The sequence below is a fragment of the Nocardioides sp. Soil805 genome, from assembly GCF_001429625.1.
Taxonomy (GTDB): Bacteria; Actinomycetota; Actinomycetes; order Propionibacteriales; family Nocardioidaceae; genus Nocardioides.
This window is the reverse complement of the sequence record NZ_LMSU01000001.1, coordinates 1,697,597-1,712,609: the sequence shown is the minus strand read 5'-3', so window position 1 is coordinate 1,712,609 and position 15,013 is coordinate 1,697,597. Positions and strand designations below refer to the sequence as shown.

Annotated in this window: 11 protein-coding genes, 1 tRNA gene and 1 other RNA gene; 11 read left to right on the top strand and 2 right to left on the bottom strand. The window is 72.9% G+C overall.

Going from position 1 to position 15,013, the window contains the following annotated elements:
• Positions 1-86 precede the first annotated feature (86 nt).
• On the bottom strand, positions 87-4,085 hold the full coding sequence (eccCa, locus tag ASG94_RS08415) for a type VII secretion protein EccCa (RefSeq protein WP_235537176.1): 3,999 nt from the start codon (positions 4,083-4,085) through the stop codon (positions 87-89).
• 104 nt (positions 4,086-4,189) lie between these two features.
• On the opposite strand from eccCa, the gene ASG94_RS08410 reads away from it, so the two are divergent.
• From ASG94_RS08410 to ASG94_RS08385, 6 genes are all read left to right on the top strand, one after another.
• Positions 4,190-5,569: a hypothetical protein gene (locus tag ASG94_RS08410; RefSeq protein WP_156411462.1), complete on the top strand. Its 1,380-nt coding sequence runs from the start codon at positions 4,190-4,192 to the stop codon at positions 5,567-5,569.
• 174 nt (positions 5,570-5,743) lie between these two features.
• On the top strand, positions 5,744-6,052 hold the full coding sequence (locus tag ASG94_RS08405) for a WXG100 family type VII secretion target (RefSeq protein WP_056925820.1): 309 nt from the start codon (positions 5,744-5,746) through the stop codon (positions 6,050-6,052).
• A gap of 37 nt (positions 6,053-6,089) precedes the next feature.
• Entirely contained in the window at positions 6,090-6,383 is a 294-nt protein-coding gene (locus ASG94_RS08400; protein ID WP_056888162.1) for a WXG100 family type VII secretion target, read from the top strand.
• Between the two features lie 187 nt (positions 6,384-6,570).
• Positions 6,571-7,953: a type VII secretion integral membrane protein EccD gene (gene eccD / locus ASG94_RS08395; RefSeq protein ID WP_056925819.1), complete on the top strand. Its 1,383-nt coding sequence runs from the start codon at positions 6,571-6,573 to the stop codon at positions 7,951-7,953.
• Positions 7,954-7,957: 4 nt separating this feature from the next.
• On the top strand, positions 7,958-9,361 hold the full coding sequence (locus ASG94_RS08390) for a type VII secretion protein EccB (RefSeq protein ID WP_056925818.1): 1,404 nt from the start codon (positions 7,958-7,960) through the stop codon (positions 9,359-9,361).
• The gene (locus tag ASG94_RS08385) at positions 9,358-10,590 is read left to right on the top strand and encodes a S8 family serine peptidase (protein ID WP_056925817.1); all 1,233 of its coding nucleotides are present in this window, start codon (positions 9,358-9,360) and stop codon (positions 10,588-10,590) included. Before ASG94_RS08390 ends, ASG94_RS08385 begins: the two co-directional genes overlap by 4 nt.
• A gap of 89 nt (positions 10,591-10,679) precedes the next feature.
• Here the strand turns inward: ASG94_RS08385 and ASG94_RS08380 are convergent.
• Positions 10,680-10,768, bottom strand: a tRNA-Ser gene (locus tag ASG94_RS08380).
• 95 nt (positions 10,769-10,863) lie between these two features.
• On the opposite strand from ASG94_RS08380, the gene ffs reads away from it, so the two are divergent.
• From ffs to ASG94_RS08360, 5 genes are all read left to right on the top strand, one after another.
• Positions 10,864-10,954, top strand: an RNA gene (gene ffs, locus ASG94_RS21305) — signal recognition particle sRNA small type.
• Between the two features lie 68 nt (positions 10,955-11,022).
• Complete coding sequence (locus tag ASG94_RS08375; protein WP_056925816.1) at positions 11,023-13,338, top strand: DNA polymerase III subunit gamma and tau; 2,316 nt, start codon at positions 11,023-11,025, stop codon at positions 13,336-13,338.
• A 52-nt stretch (positions 13,339-13,390) separates the two neighbouring features.
• Positions 13,391-13,777 carry a YbaB/EbfC family nucleoid-associated protein gene (locus tag ASG94_RS08370; RefSeq protein ID WP_056925815.1) on the top strand — a complete coding sequence of 129 codons (387 nt, stop codon included), beginning with the start codon at positions 13,391-13,393 and terminating at the stop codon, positions 13,775-13,777.
• Positions 13,778-13,785: 8 nt separating this feature from the next.
• The gene (gene recR / locus ASG94_RS08365; protein WP_056925814.1) at positions 13,786-14,385 is read left to right on the top strand and encodes a recombination mediator RecR; all 600 of its coding nucleotides are present in this window, start codon (positions 13,786-13,788) and stop codon (positions 14,383-14,385) included.
• Positions 14,378-14,986, top strand: coding sequence for a DUF5063 domain-containing protein (locus ASG94_RS08360; RefSeq protein ID WP_235537175.1), 609 nt, complete (start codon positions 14,378-14,380; stop codon positions 14,984-14,986). The genes recR and ASG94_RS08360 overlap by 8 nt, the downstream gene beginning before the upstream one ends.
• Positions 14,987-15,013: the final 27 nt, after the last annotated feature.

Sequence of the window (15,013 nt, the reverse complement as noted above, 5' to 3'; positions counted from 1 at the left end):
GACACAACTCGCGTCGCGACCCCTCGCCACGGCTGTAGGTGGTGGCGTCGGCCGACCAAGGTCCGCGCGTGTACGCGCGAGCCCCGCTACATCGTCGGCTCGGTCCACGCCAGCTGGGTGACCTCGGTGCCGCCGTCGCGCGTGACGACCCGCGCGCGCCCGGGCGGTGCCGGCTGCGGGCGGAGGTTGCCGATGAGCACGCCCTCGTCGCGGGGACCGGAGAGCAGCACGCCGGGCATCGCGAGGTCGCGCATCGACTGGATGACCGGGTCGTAGAGGGCGCGGGAGGCGCCGCCCACGCGTCGGGCCACCACGACGTGCAGCCCGGTGTCGCGGGCCTGCGCCATGAGCGGCTGGAGCGCCTGCACCGGCGACGACTGCTGGGTGGCCACCAGGTCGTAGTCGTCGACGACCACGAACACCTCGGCGCCGGTCCACCACGAGCGGTTGCGCAGCTGGTCCGGGGTGACGTCCGGGCCGGGGATGCGGCTCTCGAGGTAGCTGGCGATGTCCTTGAGCGTCGGCGTCGCCTGGGTGGCGGAGGTGAGGTAGTTGAGCAGGTACTCGTCCGGCACCTCGCCCAGCAGGGAGCGCCGGTAGTCGACGACCACGATCTGCGCCTCCTTCGGGGTCCGCGTGCGCATGACCTCCTGGAGGTAGTTGCGCAGCAGGGCGCTCTTGCCGGACTGGCCGTCGCCGAAGACGAGCATGTGCGGCTCGGAGGAGGCGTCGATCCCCACCGGGGCGAGCTCGCGCTCGTTGATGCCGATGAGCAGCTTCTTCTCGGGCAGGTTGCGGCGCAGTGCGTCCTCGCGGATCTTGTCGAGGGTGACCATCTCGGGCAGCAGCCGCAGCTTGGGGCCGGGGTCGCCCTTCCACGCGACGGACGCCCGGTCGATCAGGTCGTCCACGCCGTCGCCCAGCGTGGCCGCGTCGGCGTCCCCGTCGATGCGCGGCAGCGCGGCCAGGAAGTGCAGCTTGCTCGGCACGAGGCCCCGCCCGGGACGACCGGTCGGCACCAGGGCGGCGACCTTGCGGTCGATCTCGGAGTCGAGCGGGTCGCCGAGGCGCAGCTCGAGCTTGGAGCCGAAGACGTCGCGCATCGCGGCCCGGAAGTCGGCCCACCGGCCGGAGGCCGCGATGATGTGGATGCCGAAGGTCAGGCCGCGGCCCGCGAGCTGCTGCAGCTCCATCTCGATGTCGTCGAACTCCGCGCGCAACGTGCTCCAGCCGTCGACGACGAGGAACACGTCGCCCCAGCCGTCGTCGGCCCGGCCCTGGGCCCGGCGGCTGCGGTAGGTCTCGATCGAGTCGATGCCGTTCTGGCGGAAGTAGGCCTCGCGACGGTCCACGACGCCCTGCACCTCGGCGATCACGCGGCGTACGACGTCGGGCTCGGAGCGGGTGGCCACGCCCGAGACGTGCGGGAAGCGGGCCAGCGGGGCGAACGTGCCGCCCCCGAAGTCGAGCACGAAGAACTGCGACTCCCGCGGGGTCGAGACCAGGCTCATGCTGGTCACGATGGTGCGCAGCAGCGTGCTCTTGCCGGACCGCGGCCCGCCGATGACGGCCACGTGGCCGCTCGCGCCGGTGAGGTTGAGCGTCATGGTGTCGCGACGCTGCTCGCGCGGCCGGTCGACGGTGCCGAGCGGCACGACCAGGCCCGGGACGTTGCGCCAGCGCGGCGAGACGAGGCCCAGGTCGGGGTCCTCGACGAGGTCGGCCATCAGCTCGTCGAGGGTGTCGGGCACGTCCAGCGGCGGCAGCCACACCTGGTGGGCCGGCATGCCCTGGCCGATCATCCGTTGCACGGCCACGTCGAGCAGCGAGGGCTGCTCGCCCTGCTGCTGGCTGGCGACCGGGGCCTCGTCGACCTCGGTGTCCAGCGGCTCGAGGGCCTGCACCTCGGAGATCGTGTAGGGCAGGATGCCGCGGACGTGGCCCCCCTCGTCGCGGCGCACGCGCGATCGTCCCGACGGCGGGCCCGAGACGTAGGCGGCCTTGAAGCGCAGCAGCGTCGACTGGTCGGGCTTGAGGTAGCCCAGGCCGGGCACGGCCGGCAGCTCGTAGGCGTCGGGCACGCCCAGCACGGCACGGGACTCGCCGGCCGAGAAGGTGCGCAGGCCGACGCGGTAGGACAGGTGCGACTCGAGGCCGCGCAGGCGTCCCTCCTCGAGGCGCTGCGAGGCGAGCAGCAGGTGCAGGCCGAGCGAGCGGCCGAGGCGGCCGATGGCGACGAAGAGGTCGATGAACTCCGGCTTGGCCGAGAGCATCTCGGAGAACTCGTCGACGACGATGAACAGCGACGGCATGGGGGCGAGGTCCTCGCCGTTGGCGCGCGCCTTCTCGTAGTCGCGGATCGAGGCGTAGTTGCCCGCGTCGCGCAGGAGCTCCTGGCGCCGCGTCATCTCGCCGGACAGCGCGTCCTGCATGCGGTCGACCAGGGTGAGCTCGTTGGCGAGGTTGGTGATGACCGCCGACACGTGCGGCATGTCGGCCATGCCGGCGAAGGTCGCGCCGCCCTTGAAGTCGACGAGCACGAGGTTGAGCTGCTCGGACGAGTGCGTCATCGTCAGCCCGAGCACCAGGGTCCGCAGGAACTCCGACTTGCCGGAGCCGGTGGCGCCGATGACCAGGCCGTGGGGACCCATGCCCTGCTGGGCCGACTCCTTGATGTCGAGGTGCACGAGGCCGCCGCTGTCGCCGATGCCGATCGGTACGCGGAGCCGGTCGCGCGCCGGACGCGGGCGCCAGGCGGTGGCGGTGTCGTAGGTGTGGATGTCGCCGAGCCCGAGCAGCTCCATGTGGTCGGGCGTCGTGGAGGTGATGTCCACGGCCGCGCCGCTGGAGGCGTCGGCGCTGATGGTCTTGAGCGGCGCGAGGCGGCGGGCGAAGGCCTCGGCGGTCGCGATGTCGCACTGGTCGATGAGCGCCTTGATCGGCTCCTCGCGGACCCGGATCGCCAGGATCGGCATCTTGCCCAGCTGGGGGCGGCCCTCGGCGAACTGCAGGCGCAGGCGCGTGGAGTCCTCGAGCTCGTCCCAGCGCGAGGGCAGGTCGAGCAGGGTGACGCCGTGCAGGCCGTCGGGGGGCACGATGTGGTTGCCGGGGGGCAGGTGCCCGCCGTCGATCACCAGCAGGATGTGCGGGGTCGGCGGTCGTTCGTCGGCGCCGAAGCGGGGCCGGTCGCTGAGGTCGGGCGGGAGCAGCTGGCCCAGGTCCTCGATGGACGTGGTGACCAGGCGCATGGGACCGACCGCGTCGACCTCACGGGCGCTCTGGGCGTGCGGCAGCCACTTGATCCAGTCCCAGTGGGTGAGGTTCTGCTCCGAGCTGAGGATCGCCACGACCAGCTGGTCGGGGTTGTGGAAGGTGGTGGCCGACAGGATCATCGCGCGGGCAGCGGCGCGCGCCTCGTCCTCGGGACCGCAGATCTCGACGCGGTCGAAGGCGCGCAGGTCGATGGAGGCGGGCAGGTTCGGCTGCACCCGGTGGACGACCAGCAGTCGGTGCAGCGCCGACGCCGCGGCCGGGTCGACCTGGTCGACGGGCGCGCTCTCCGGCGGGACCAGCTCGGTGGACAGCGGCTGCGAGCACAGGCCGTAGCGCACGTGCATGAAGTTGGCGTCGCCCGGCCCGTGCTCCCAGAGCCGGGTGCGCTCCTCGGCCAGTGCGGGCAGTGCGGACGGCTCGGGGTGGTGCCAGTTGAGGGCTCGGCGCTGCTGCTCGGCGGCGCTGCGCGCGACCTTGCGGATGTTGGCGAGGTAGCGCAGGTACTCCGTGCGCGACCCGGTCACCTGCTGTGCCCGCTGCTTACGCTGCCGGTCGATCTGGACGATGATGAAGCCCAGCGTGGCGAAGAGGAACATCCCCGCCGCCAGGAAGCTGCGGGTCTTGTTGGCCCCGCCGCCCATGGTCGCCACGAGCACGATGGAGCCGAGGCTGCCGAGCATCGGGATGGCGTTCATCAGGACGCCGCTGGCGCCCTCGCTCTCCTGGATCTCCGGTGGCGGCTGGAGGACGATCTGTCCGCCGGGCATCTCCGGCTCGTCGAGCCGGTGCCCCCCACGCAGTGTCGTGCTCACGCGTTCCCCCTAGCCATACCCGAATGGTCGCGTTGATGATAGGTGCGCCGCTCAGCAGCGACTAGCCTGCACGTCGCCGGTCGACGCCGGCGCAGATGAGGATCATGGGGGAAGTCGTGACCGACGCGCAGCCGAACCCCGTGCTCGCCTCGACCATCGCGGTCAGCGTGCACGGCCCGGCCGGGGTGCTCGACCTGGTGGTGCCCGAGGGGGCGACCTCGGTCGACGTGGCCCGGGAGTACGCCGCCCAGACCGGTGTCGCCGGCATCCCGCTGCTCCAGACCCCTCTCGGCGAGCTGCTGACCGCCGACCGCACCCTGGCGAGCGCCGGGGTGGGGTCCGGGGCGGTGCTGGTCGCCACCACCGGCGTGCACCGCACCCGTCCCCGCGACGAGGACCAGGACCGCACCGACCTCCTGGCGGACACCCCTGCGTTCGCCGCGGTGGTGATGGGCCTCGCGGCCGCCGCCGCCGCGCTCGCCGCGTGGTACGCCGCCCAGGCCGCCGACGACGCGCTGCGCACCACCACCGTCGGGCTGCTCATGGTGTGCGCGCTCGCCTCCACGCTGCCGCTGGGCCGACATGCCGCCCAACGCGCGGCCGCGGCCCCGGCGTTCGGTGCGGCCGCGGCGTTCGCCGCCGTCCACGAGCCCGGCGTCCACCTGCTCCCGGCCGTCGTGGCGGTCAGCGCGGTCTCGGCCGGCGTCATCGCCGCGGTCGCCCTGGCCCTGGGGCCCGATCGCGACGAGGCCCTGCAGGTGTGGATCGTCGCGGGGCTGGTCGTCTTCGCGGTCTGCGGCATCACCCCCCTCCTGGAGTGGGACGGGCGCGTCGCCTGGGCCGTCCTGGTGCTCGTGGCGATGCTCGCCGCGCGCTTCGTGCCGTCGCTCGCGATCGACGTACCCGACGAGACGCTCATCGACCTCGACCGGCTCGCGGTCACCGCCTGGTCGGCGCGTGACGGCGGCCGCGCGGGACGCGGGCGCATCGTCGTGTCGGCGGCCGCCATGCGGCAGCTGGTCGCCGGCGCGACCCGGACGGTCACCGCGGCCTGCGCGGCCATCATGGTGACCGCGGTCGTGGCCACCCCGCTGCTGCTCGCCACCGCCACCATCGACCTCGACCGCATCGGCGCGCGTGCGCTCGCCTTCTTCGCCGGTGCCAGCATCCTGCTCGCGGCCCGGTCCTACCGCCACACGACCGCACGTCGGCTGCTGCGGGTCGGCGGACTGGCCTGCTGGCTGTGGCTCCTCGGCTTCCTGGTCGGCGACGTGTCCCCGACGGCGGTCCTCGTCGCGCTGGTCGTGCTGCTCCTGCTCGGGGGCGTCTGCCTGGCGGCGGCGGTCGCGACGGGTCGGGGCTGGCGGTCGGTGTGGTGGTCGCGCCGTGCCGAGCTGGCCGAGGGGCTGTGCGGCTCCTTCGCGTTCGCCGCGACGGTCGTCGCCTCCGGCTTCTTCCGCAGCCTGTGGGAAATCACGTCCTGAGGTTTAGGCCCTGATCGCTCGGGTACATCGACCTCGGCACGGGGGGCCGGGACGTCTCCCCGAACCAGCCAGAGCTTCATCAGCACACTGCTTCATCACCACGGTGCCTCCCCGCAGGCGGAGCACCTCAACCAGTGAACTCGGGGGTCAAGCCGCCGAGGGGGAAGGATTGACATGACCAACCTCAGCCAGACAGAGAAGGCGCTCTCCCAGGGTGCGGAGTACGTCAACACCGCTCGCGGCGACGTCAAGGGCAAGTGCAACATCCTCAGCGACCGCGTCTCGGAGATGATGGGCGGTTGGGGTGGCCAGGGCGCCTCCGCGTTCAGCAACCTCATGCTCGCGTGGCAGGAGAAGCAGGAGACGATCCTCAAGGCTCTCGACCAGCTCTCCATGTCGATGCAGGAGACCGAGAAGGACAACATGAAGACGGACGAGTCGCAGTCGCAGACTCACATGAACCTCCAGAACCGCCTCGGCTGACCGCGCCACCCACCACAGACTTCAGGAGAGAACTGCAATGACCGGTTTCGATGGAATCAATGTCCAGCACGGCAAGCTCGACGCTGGGTCCCAGGACGTCATGACGGCGGCCAAGGACATCCAGACCCGCCTCGACCAGCTCGAGGGCGACCTCAAGCCGCTCGCCTCCGACTGGACCGGTGCCGCCAAGCAGGCCTACGACGAGGCCAAGGCCAAGTGGGACCAGGCGATCGCCGACATGATCGTCCTGCTCCAGCAGGCCAGCGCCAACGTCTCGACCTCCAACGACGAGTACAAGGCTGCTGACTCGCGCGGTGCCAACCGCTTCTGATCCTCCGCGATCACACCCGCACTCGAGGCCGGTCGTCCCTGTCGGGGCGACCGGCCTCAGTCCGCTCCGGACGGCGATGCGGATATGTAGGCTGCTCCCCGACCGGGGAGCTCACGACTCGGAAGTGACGCATGACGACCACGGCTCTGCCGGCGGCGACATGCACTGACCACGGGGGTAGCACAGCATGAGCCAGGCGGCGTCTGTCGCATCCGGACTGGTCCGGGTGACGGTGGCCTCGGGATCACGCCGGGTCGACCTCGTCCTCCCCGGTGCCGTCCCGGTGGCCGAGCTCGTCCCCGAGCTGGCGCGCAGCGTCGGCATCCTGGACGCGTCCACGGTCTACGGGGGCTACCGCCTCATCGCCCAGGACGGACGCCAGCTCGCCGGCGACGCCGGCCTGACGATCCAGGGCGTGGAGGACGGCGGCCTGCTGACCGTCACCGCCGGGATCGACGACGAGGCGCCGCGCATCTACGACGACATCGTCGAGGCGATGGCCGACGTGGTCGAGCACGAGCTGAGCCCGTGGGAGCCCGCCGCCGGTCGGCGTACCGCCCTCGGCGCGAGCGCCCTGCTCCTCGGCCTCGGCGCCTTCGCCCTGCTCCTCCAGGGCGAGAGCCTGCTCGGCGGCCTCGCCGCCGCGGTGCTGGCCGGCCTGCTGGTCGTGGGCGGCATCGTGCTCGCCCACAGCCAGGAGGAGCCCGAGGCGGGGGTGGCGGTCTCCCTGATCGCCGTCCTGTACGCCGCCGTCGCGGGGCTGCTCCTCGCCCCCGGCGAGCTGCCCGGATGGTCGTGGCCCCTGCCCGCAGAGCTCCTCCAGGCACCGCTCGCCTGTGCGGGCGGCGCGATGCTGGTGACCGGCGTCGTCGCCGTCGTCGGCCTCCAGGACGGTCGCTCGCTGGTGATCCCCGGCGTGGTCGTCGGGGCGATCCTCGGGGCCTGCGGCCTCGTGCTGCAGGTGACCGGCTGGGAGGCGAGCGTCCTCTTCACGGTGGTCATGACCCTGGTCGTGCTGGCCGGCAGCATCTTCCCGTGGCTCGCCCTGGGGGTCACCGGCACCAAGGTCGACCAGATCTACTCGCTGCACGACATCACCGCCGACCCCGACGAGATCGACCCCGCCCAGGTCGGGGCGGACGCGCGGGTGGCGCACGAGATCCTGCTGGCCGTCTCCGCGACGGTCGGCACGCTGCTCGTCCTCTTCGCCCCCTTCGCGGTGGGCCGCGGGGTCTTCGGCACCATCCTCGCCTCGGTCTGCTGCCTCGCGGTGATGTTCCGGACCCGCCAGTACCGCGCGGGGTCGGAGGTCCTGGCGGGGCTCGTCTCGGGCATCGCGGGACTCGTCTCCATCGCGCTGGCGATGGTCCTCATCCACGACACCTGGCGCGCGGAGGCCGCGATCGCCCTCGCGGCGGTGGGTGCGGTCCTGCTCGTCACCACCCTGGTGCCGTCCTCCGGGTCGGTGCGCCGCGGCCGGATCGGGGACGTCGTCGAGACCGCGACCCTGATCTCGCTGCTCCCGCTGATGGTGGTGGCGGCCGGCTTCTTCGACATGGTCAAGGGCTGATCGGGTGGCCACCAAGAAGGACCTCGTCGAGGCGCACGCCTTCAGCAAGCGCCGCCTCATCACCGCCTTCGTCAGTGGCGCTCCGGGGGGCCGCGAGGTCGAGCCGGTCCGTCCCGGCCGCGTGCTCATCGGGGGCATCGCGCTGTCGGTGCTCCTGCTCGCCGGCGCCGCCATCGCGGGCTTCCTCATCGGTCGCCCCAACTCGGCGTGGCTCGAGCAGGGCAGCTTCGTCATCTCCAAGGAGACCGGCGAGCGGTACGTCGTCCTGCGCGGCGGCGACGACCCGCTCCTCCAGCGCGTCCCCAACTACCTCTCCGCCCAGCTCCTCCTCGGCGAGCCGGAGCTGAGCGCCAACCGGGTGTCCGACAAGTACATCCGCGAGGTGGCCCTCGGCCCTGACCTGGGCATCGACGGCGCCCCCACGCTCCCGGCCGCGGGGGACCTCATCGACGACGGCTGGACCGCCTGCACCGCGGCCGACACCGGCATCAAGCTCACCATCACCGAGGACCCGGACATCGCCGAGCTGCGCCAGTCGGCCTACCTGGTCAGCAGCGGCGGGGGCCTGTGGCTCGTCGCGCCCAGTCCCGGGGGCAGCGGCTACCGCCTGCGGCTGCCGGCCGACCCCACCGACGCGGGGGTGATCGGTGACCGACTCGGCTTCGGGGCGACCTCCGAGGCCCCGGTGGTGCCCGAGGAGTGGCTCAACCTCTTCCCGGAGGGACCCTCCCTGGAGGTCGCGTCCTTCGGCATCCCGGCGGGCGACATCGGCTCGCCCGCCGACTACCCGGGCGCCGAGACCGACCTGTCCCGGTTCCAGGTGGGCGACCTCGTCCGCACCCCGAGCCGCTCCTACCTGCTCGGCCCCGACGGCCCGATCCCGCTGAGCGAGTTCGCCGCGGTGGTCTACGACTCGGTCGGCTCCTCCACCCAGGACCTCGACGAGGACCTGCGGGTGGCCCCCGCCGACACGACCTACCCGGACGAGTGGCCCACCGACACCCCGGTCGCCGACCAGGGGGTCGACATGTGCGCGGTCCTGCACCCGGGTGACGAAGGCGAGGCGGCCGAGGTGAGGCTCGCCGGCACTCCCCGCGGCGAGGTGGCGGCCACCGGCATCAAGCCGCAGAGCCACGAGGTCGACGTCGCCCCCTCGGGCGGCGCCTACGTCCGCTCCGGCGCCGACGAGGCGGCCACCGAGGGCACGCCGTACGTCATCGACACGAAGGCGCAGAAGTACCAGCTCGGACCCGACGTCGCGGTCTACATCGGGTACGGCGACAGCGCGGCCCCGGTGGTGCCCAACACGTGGCTGGAGTTCTTCGAGGAGGGCACCGCGCTGTCGGTCAACGCCGCTCGACGGGTGCCCGAGGACGCTCCCGCGACCGGGGACGCCGCAGCGTCATGAGCGCCGCCACGAGGGGGAGCCGGTGGGCACGTGCCGGCATCGCCGGGGCGCTCGCCCTGGCGCCGCTGTGCCTGGGCGCGGTGAGCAGCCCGTCGTACGCCGTGGACGGGGAGGAGTGCGACGTCACCGCCGTGCTCGAGTCCGAGCAGCTCGCCGACACCAGGACGCGCACCAGCGCGCCCATGGAGCGCATGCACGTCCCCGAGGCGCTCGAGCGGACGGACGGGAGCGGCGTCTCCGTCGCCGTGGTCGACTCCGGCGTCCAGCCCGGGCTGCCGATCAACACCGGGTCCGCGCTGAGCCTCCCGGACGTGTCCGGGCCGCTGCTGTCGGGCCACGGCACCATCGTGGCCGGCCTGATCGCGGGCAAGGAGGGGGTCGCCCCCGGCGCCAGGGTCATCGACATGCGGGTGCTGGACACCGAGGAGCCGGACTTCTCGCAGGGACAGAAGGGGGTCACCTCCCAGGGCCTCGCCGCCGGGATCCGCCAGCTCGTCGCCCTGCACCGGACCCAGAAGTTCACGGTCGCCAACATCTCCCTCTCGGTCCCCCAGGACGACCCCGACCTGCGCGCGGCGATCAAGGACCTGGTGGCCCGCGACGTCGTGGTGGTCGCCTCCGCGGGCAACGCCGACAGCGAGGCGACGGCGTCGGGCTCGTTCAAGGGAACGCCCCGCAACGACGTGTCCGTCTATCCGGCCGACTACCCGGGGGTCCTGGCCGTCAGCGCCGTGGCGCCGAACAACGACGACCTGCGCCAGTACGTCGCGCCGAACAAGGACACCGACGTCGCGGCCCCGACGTACGGCGGGCTCTCCTACAACATCACCGGCCAGAAGTGCCTGGTGACCGAGGTCGCCACCTCGTGGGCGGCGGCCGAGGTGAGCGGGGTGGTCGCCCTGCTGCGGGCCGCGTTCCCCCGTGACAACGCCAAGCAGATCGTGGCCCGCCTCGAAGCCACCGCCGAGGGCTCCGACGAGGTCGCCAACCCGTGGACCGGGGCCGGGGTCGTCCAGGCGCACGACGCACTGACCCGCACCCTGACCGTGAAGCGCAGCGGCAGGGTCGACCGCACGGTCGCCGAGGTCAGCGAGGACGCGATGGCTCCGCCGGCTCCGCCACGGATCGACCTGTTCGGCTCCTCGCGCACGCTGCTGCTGTGGGCCGGGCTGCTGGCGGGGGCGCTGATGGCGCTGGCCTTCATCCTGCGCCCGCTCGCCCGTCGCTGACGCCGTACGCCGACGCGCCCGCGGCGCCCACGCGGCGTACGGGCCCGGGGGAAATGCGACACGGCGCCGGAGACCGGCGCCGTGTCGAGTGGCGGAGGATAGGGGATTCGAACCCCTGAGGGCTATTAACCCAACCCGCTTTCCAAGCGAGCGCCATAGGCCACTAGGCGAATCCTCCGCGCAGGAGCGTACCGGTCGCCCGACCGGGCGGTGAAATCGCCCTGGCCGGGGCCGTGTTGGGCGGTGCGACGACCCTCGCCTAGACTCTGCGACAACCCCCCACGTGGCGACATCTTGCCCAACTCCCCCAGGGCCGGAAGGCAGCAAGGGCAAGCAAGCTCTGTCGGGTGCGTGGGGGGCCTCTTCGTCCGGCGGCGGCTGGCGCACCAGCGCCCGGTGGTCGCTGTCGGACCCGGTCGTTAGGGTGCAGACGTGGAGTCACCGCTCGCCCTCTATCGCCGCTACCGGCCCGAGACGTTCGCCGAGGTCATCGGCCAGGACCACGTCACGGAGCCGCTGCGTGTCGCGCTGGCCAACGACCGGGTCAACCACGCCTACCTCTTCTCCGGGCCGCGCGGCTGCGGCAAGACGACCTCCGCGCGCATCCTGGCCCGCTCCCTCAACTGCGCCCAGGCCCCGGTGGCCGACCCGTGCGGCGAGTGCGACTCCTGCCGCGAGCTGGCCCGCGGCGGGTCCGGCTCCATCGACGTCATCGAGATCGACGCGGCCTCGCACGGCGGTGTCGACGACGCCCGCGACCTGCGCGAGAAGGCGTTCTTCTCCCCGGTCCGCGACCGCTACAAGATCTACATCATCGACGAGGCCCACATGGTCTCCCCACAGGGCTTCAACGCGCTCCTCAAGCTGGTCGAGGAGCCCCCGCCCCACCTGCGCTTCATCTTCGCCACGACGGAGCCGGAGAAGGTGCTGCCGACGATCCGGTCGCGCACCCACCACTACCCCTTCCGGCTGATCCCGCCGCGGCTGCTCTCGGACTACCTCTCCCGGCTGTGCGAGGAGGAGGGCGTGGCGATCGAGCCGGCCGCGCTGCCCCTGGTGGTGCGCGCCGGTGGCGGCTCGGCCCGCGACACGCTCTCGGTGCTCGACCAGCTCCTCGGCGGCGCGGGCCCCACGGGCGTGACCCACGCGCTGGCCACGGCACTGCTCGGTTTCACCCCCGACGCGCTGCTCGACGAGGTCGTCGACGCGTTCGCGGCCGGGGACGGCGCGGCGGTCTTCGGTGTCGTCGACAAGGTGGTCGAGACGGGGCAGGACCCGCGCCGCTTCACCGAGGACCTGTTGCGCCGGTTGCGCGACCTGGTGATCGTCGCTGCCGTGCCTGAGGCACCGGCGAGCGGGCTCATCGACGTCGCCGAGGACGCGGGGGAGCGGCTGGTCGCCCAGGCCGCCCGCTTCGGGGCCCTGGAGCTGAGCCGGGCCGCCGACATCGTGGCCGCCGGGCTCACCGAGATGCGCGGGGCCACCGCGCCGCGGCTGCTGCTCGAGCTGATCTGTGCCCGGGTCCTGCTGCCCGGGGCCGACCACACCAACGACGGCGTGATGGCGCGCCTCGACCGCCTCGAGCGTCGCCTCGACGTCAGCGGTGCGGTCAGTGCCGCCCCCTCCGCCGGTGCGCCCGCCGCCCGCGCGGTCGCCCCGCGACCCGCGGCGACCCGCCCCGAGCCGGTCCTGGCCGCGCCTGCGCCCGCCGAGGTGCCGGTCGACGTCCCCCAGCAGGCGGCTCCCCAGATGGCGCCCGGCGAGGTGCCGGCGGACCCGGCTCCCGCCCCGGCGTCCGCGCCCCGACCGCCCGCCGACGCTCCGGTCGCTGCTGCCGAGGACGTGCCCCCGACCACGAGCGCGTCGCAGGCTCCGGCCGCACCGGGGTCCCCGGACGACGAGCCGGTCGCCTCCCGGGAGGCCGAGCCGGCGTGGCCCGCGGTCACGGCACCCCCCACCGCGCCCGGGCAGCCGCCGGTGGCGACGCAGGAGGCACCGACACCCGACGCCGCGACCCCGGCCGCCGCCCCGGGCGGAGCGGTCGCCGCGCCGTCCGCCGGCGATGACGGCCAAGCGAGCGGTCCCCAGGGCGGGTTGAGCATGGTCGAGGTCCGGCGGCTCTGGCCGGACATCGTCGACGCGACCAAGATGCGCCGCCGGCTGGCCTGGATGATCCTCACCCAGAACGCCCAGGTCGTCGGCGTCGACTCCCGCACCCTCACGGTCGGCTTCGCGAGCCACGGTGCGCGTGAGTCGTTCGTGGGCGGCGGGTGCGACGAGATCCTGCGCCAGGCCGCGATCGACGTGGTGGGGGTCGACTGGCGCATCGACGCCATCGTCGACCCGAGCGCCGCGGGCGGCAGCGGCCAGCCGGTCGTCACGACGCCGGCGGCGTGGTCCGCGCCCGCCTCGCCGGCCCCGTCCGCGATGCCCGACGAGCGCGCCCCCGTGGACTCCCCGCCCGACTGGGTGACCGGAGGGGCGGCGGGCGAGCCCGCGGCTCCGGCCGCCCCGCCCGAGGCAGCCCGCCCGCCCCAGGACTCCGCCGGTCTCCTGGCCGCCCGGGAGGCCCTCGAGCGCTCCCGGACCGCACCGAGCTCCGACGAGCCCAGGGTGGACCACGCGGCGCTGGCCGACGCGGCCGCGGACCCCGACGACCCGGATGCCGACACCCAGGGACTCGACAGCACCGCGCTGCTCCAGCAGACCCTCGGCGCCAAGGTCATCGACGAGATCAGGCACACGTGAGCCCGCACGACCCGACCGCACCACCCACGACCCCACGACGTCAGGAGAGACCATGACCCAGAACCCCTTCGAGGGACTCGGTGGCGGCGGCTTCGACATGGGCGCCCTGCTCCAGCAGGCGCAGCAGATGCAGGAGCAGCTGACCACCGCACAGGCCCGCCTCGCCGAGCAGACGCTCGACGGCACGGTCGCCGGCGGCGCCGTGACCGTGACGGTCAACGGCGTCGGGGAGCTCGTCGGCCTGGCGATCACCGCCGGGCAGTTCGACGGCTCGGACGCGGACGACCTCTCGGACCTGTCCGACATGGTGGTCGCGGCCTACCGCGACGCGAAGGCCCAGGCCGACGCGCTGGCCAGCGAGACGCTCGGGCCCCTCGCGGGTGGCCTCGGTGGCTCCGACGACCAGGGCGGGGCGCCCGGCGGCCCGCTCGGGTTCTAGGACCTTCGTTGTACGAAGGCGTCGTACAGGACCTCATCGACGAGCTCGGCCGGCTGCCGGGCATCGGTCCCAAGAGCGCGCAGCGGATCGCGTTCCACCTGCTCCAGGCCGAGCCCGCCGACGTACGCCGTCTCGCCGACGTGCTCATCGAGGTCAAGGCCAAGGTCAAGTTCTGCACGGTGTGCTTCAACGTGTCGCAGGACGAGCAGTGCCGCATCTGTCGCGACCCGCGCCGCGACCCGGCCGTGCTGTGCGTGGTCGAGGAGTACAAGGACGTCGTCGCGATCGAGCGCACCCGGGAGTTCCGGGGTCGCTACCACGTGCTCGGCGGGGCGATCTCGCCCATCGACGGCATCGGCCCCGACCAGCTGCGCATCCGCGAGCTCATGGTGCGCCTGGCCGACGGCACCATCACCGAGTGCATCCTGGCGACCGACCCCAACCTGGAGGGGGAGGCCACCGCGACCTACCTCACCCGGATGCTCAAGCCCATGGGGTTGCGCGTGACGCGACTGGCGAGTGGACTGCCAGTGGGTGGAGACCTCGAGTACGCCGACGAGGTCACCCTCGGCCGGGCGTTCGTAGGAAGGCGATCAGCAGATGACTGACTACACCAAGACCGACATGACCGGCGGCGTGATCGACGAGGCCCAGTTCGCCTCGCAGATCGCCGCCCAGATCGAGTCCTTCCTCATCGCGGTGCGCGAGGTCGCCCGCGAGGGCAACGGCTCGCGGGCCGTCTCGCTGCTGCTGCTGGAGATCAGCCAGGTGCTGCTCGCCGGCGCCCGGCTCGGCGCGCAGATGGACTTCCAACCGCGCGAGGAGTACCAGCCCGACGTGGGGCCCGAGGCCGACATCGACGAGCTGCGGCTGCGCCTCGCGCAGATGCTGGACAGCGTCGACACCTACAGCTTCGTGTTCGACCCCTACGTCCCGGAGGTGGTCGTCAGCCAGCTGTCCGACGACCTCGCCTCCATCGTGACCGACCTCGACAACGGCCTGCGCCACTACCAGCGCGGCGACATCGCCGAGGCGCTGTGGTGGTGGCAGTTCTCCTACGTCAACAACTGGGGAAACCTCGCCGGCGCCGCGCTCAACGCCCTGCTGACCGTGGTGGCGCACGACCGCTTCGACACCGACTTCGACGCCGACGCCGAGGCCGTGGCGGTGGCCAACGAGATCCTCGGCGAGGCCGGGCCGTCCGCCTGAGCCACGCGCCGTACCCGCTCCGCGTCC

What these genes read in the sequence shown, in the direction of transcription:
- ASG94_RS08410 (WP_156411462.1), top strand. Translation starts at nt 4,190, where the DNA reads ATGGGGGAAGTCGTGACCGACGCGCAGCCGAACCCCGTGCTCGCCTCG.
- ASG94_RS08405 (WP_056925820.1), top strand. Translation starts at nt 5,744, where the DNA reads ATGACCAACCTCAGCCAGACAGAGAAGGCGCTCTCCCAGGGTGCGGAG.
- ASG94_RS08400 (WP_056888162.1), top strand. Translation starts at nt 6,090, where the DNA reads ATGACCGGTTTCGATGGAATCAATGTCCAGCACGGCAAGCTCGACGCT.
- eccD (WP_056925819.1), top strand. Translation starts at nt 6,571, where the DNA reads ATGAGCCAGGCGGCGTCTGTCGCATCCGGACTGGTCCGGGTGACGGTG.
- ASG94_RS08385 (WP_056925817.1), top strand. Translation starts at nt 9,358, where the DNA reads ATGAGCGCCGCCACGAGGGGGAGCCGGTGGGCACGTGCCGGCATCGCC.
- ASG94_RS08370 (WP_056925815.1), top strand. Translation starts at nt 13,391, where the DNA reads ATGACCCAGAACCCCTTCGAGGGACTCGGTGGCGGCGGCTTCGACATG.
- ASG94_RS08360 (WP_235537175.1), top strand. Translation starts at nt 14,378, where the DNA reads ATGACTGACTACACCAAGACCGACATGACCGGCGGCGTGATCGACGAG.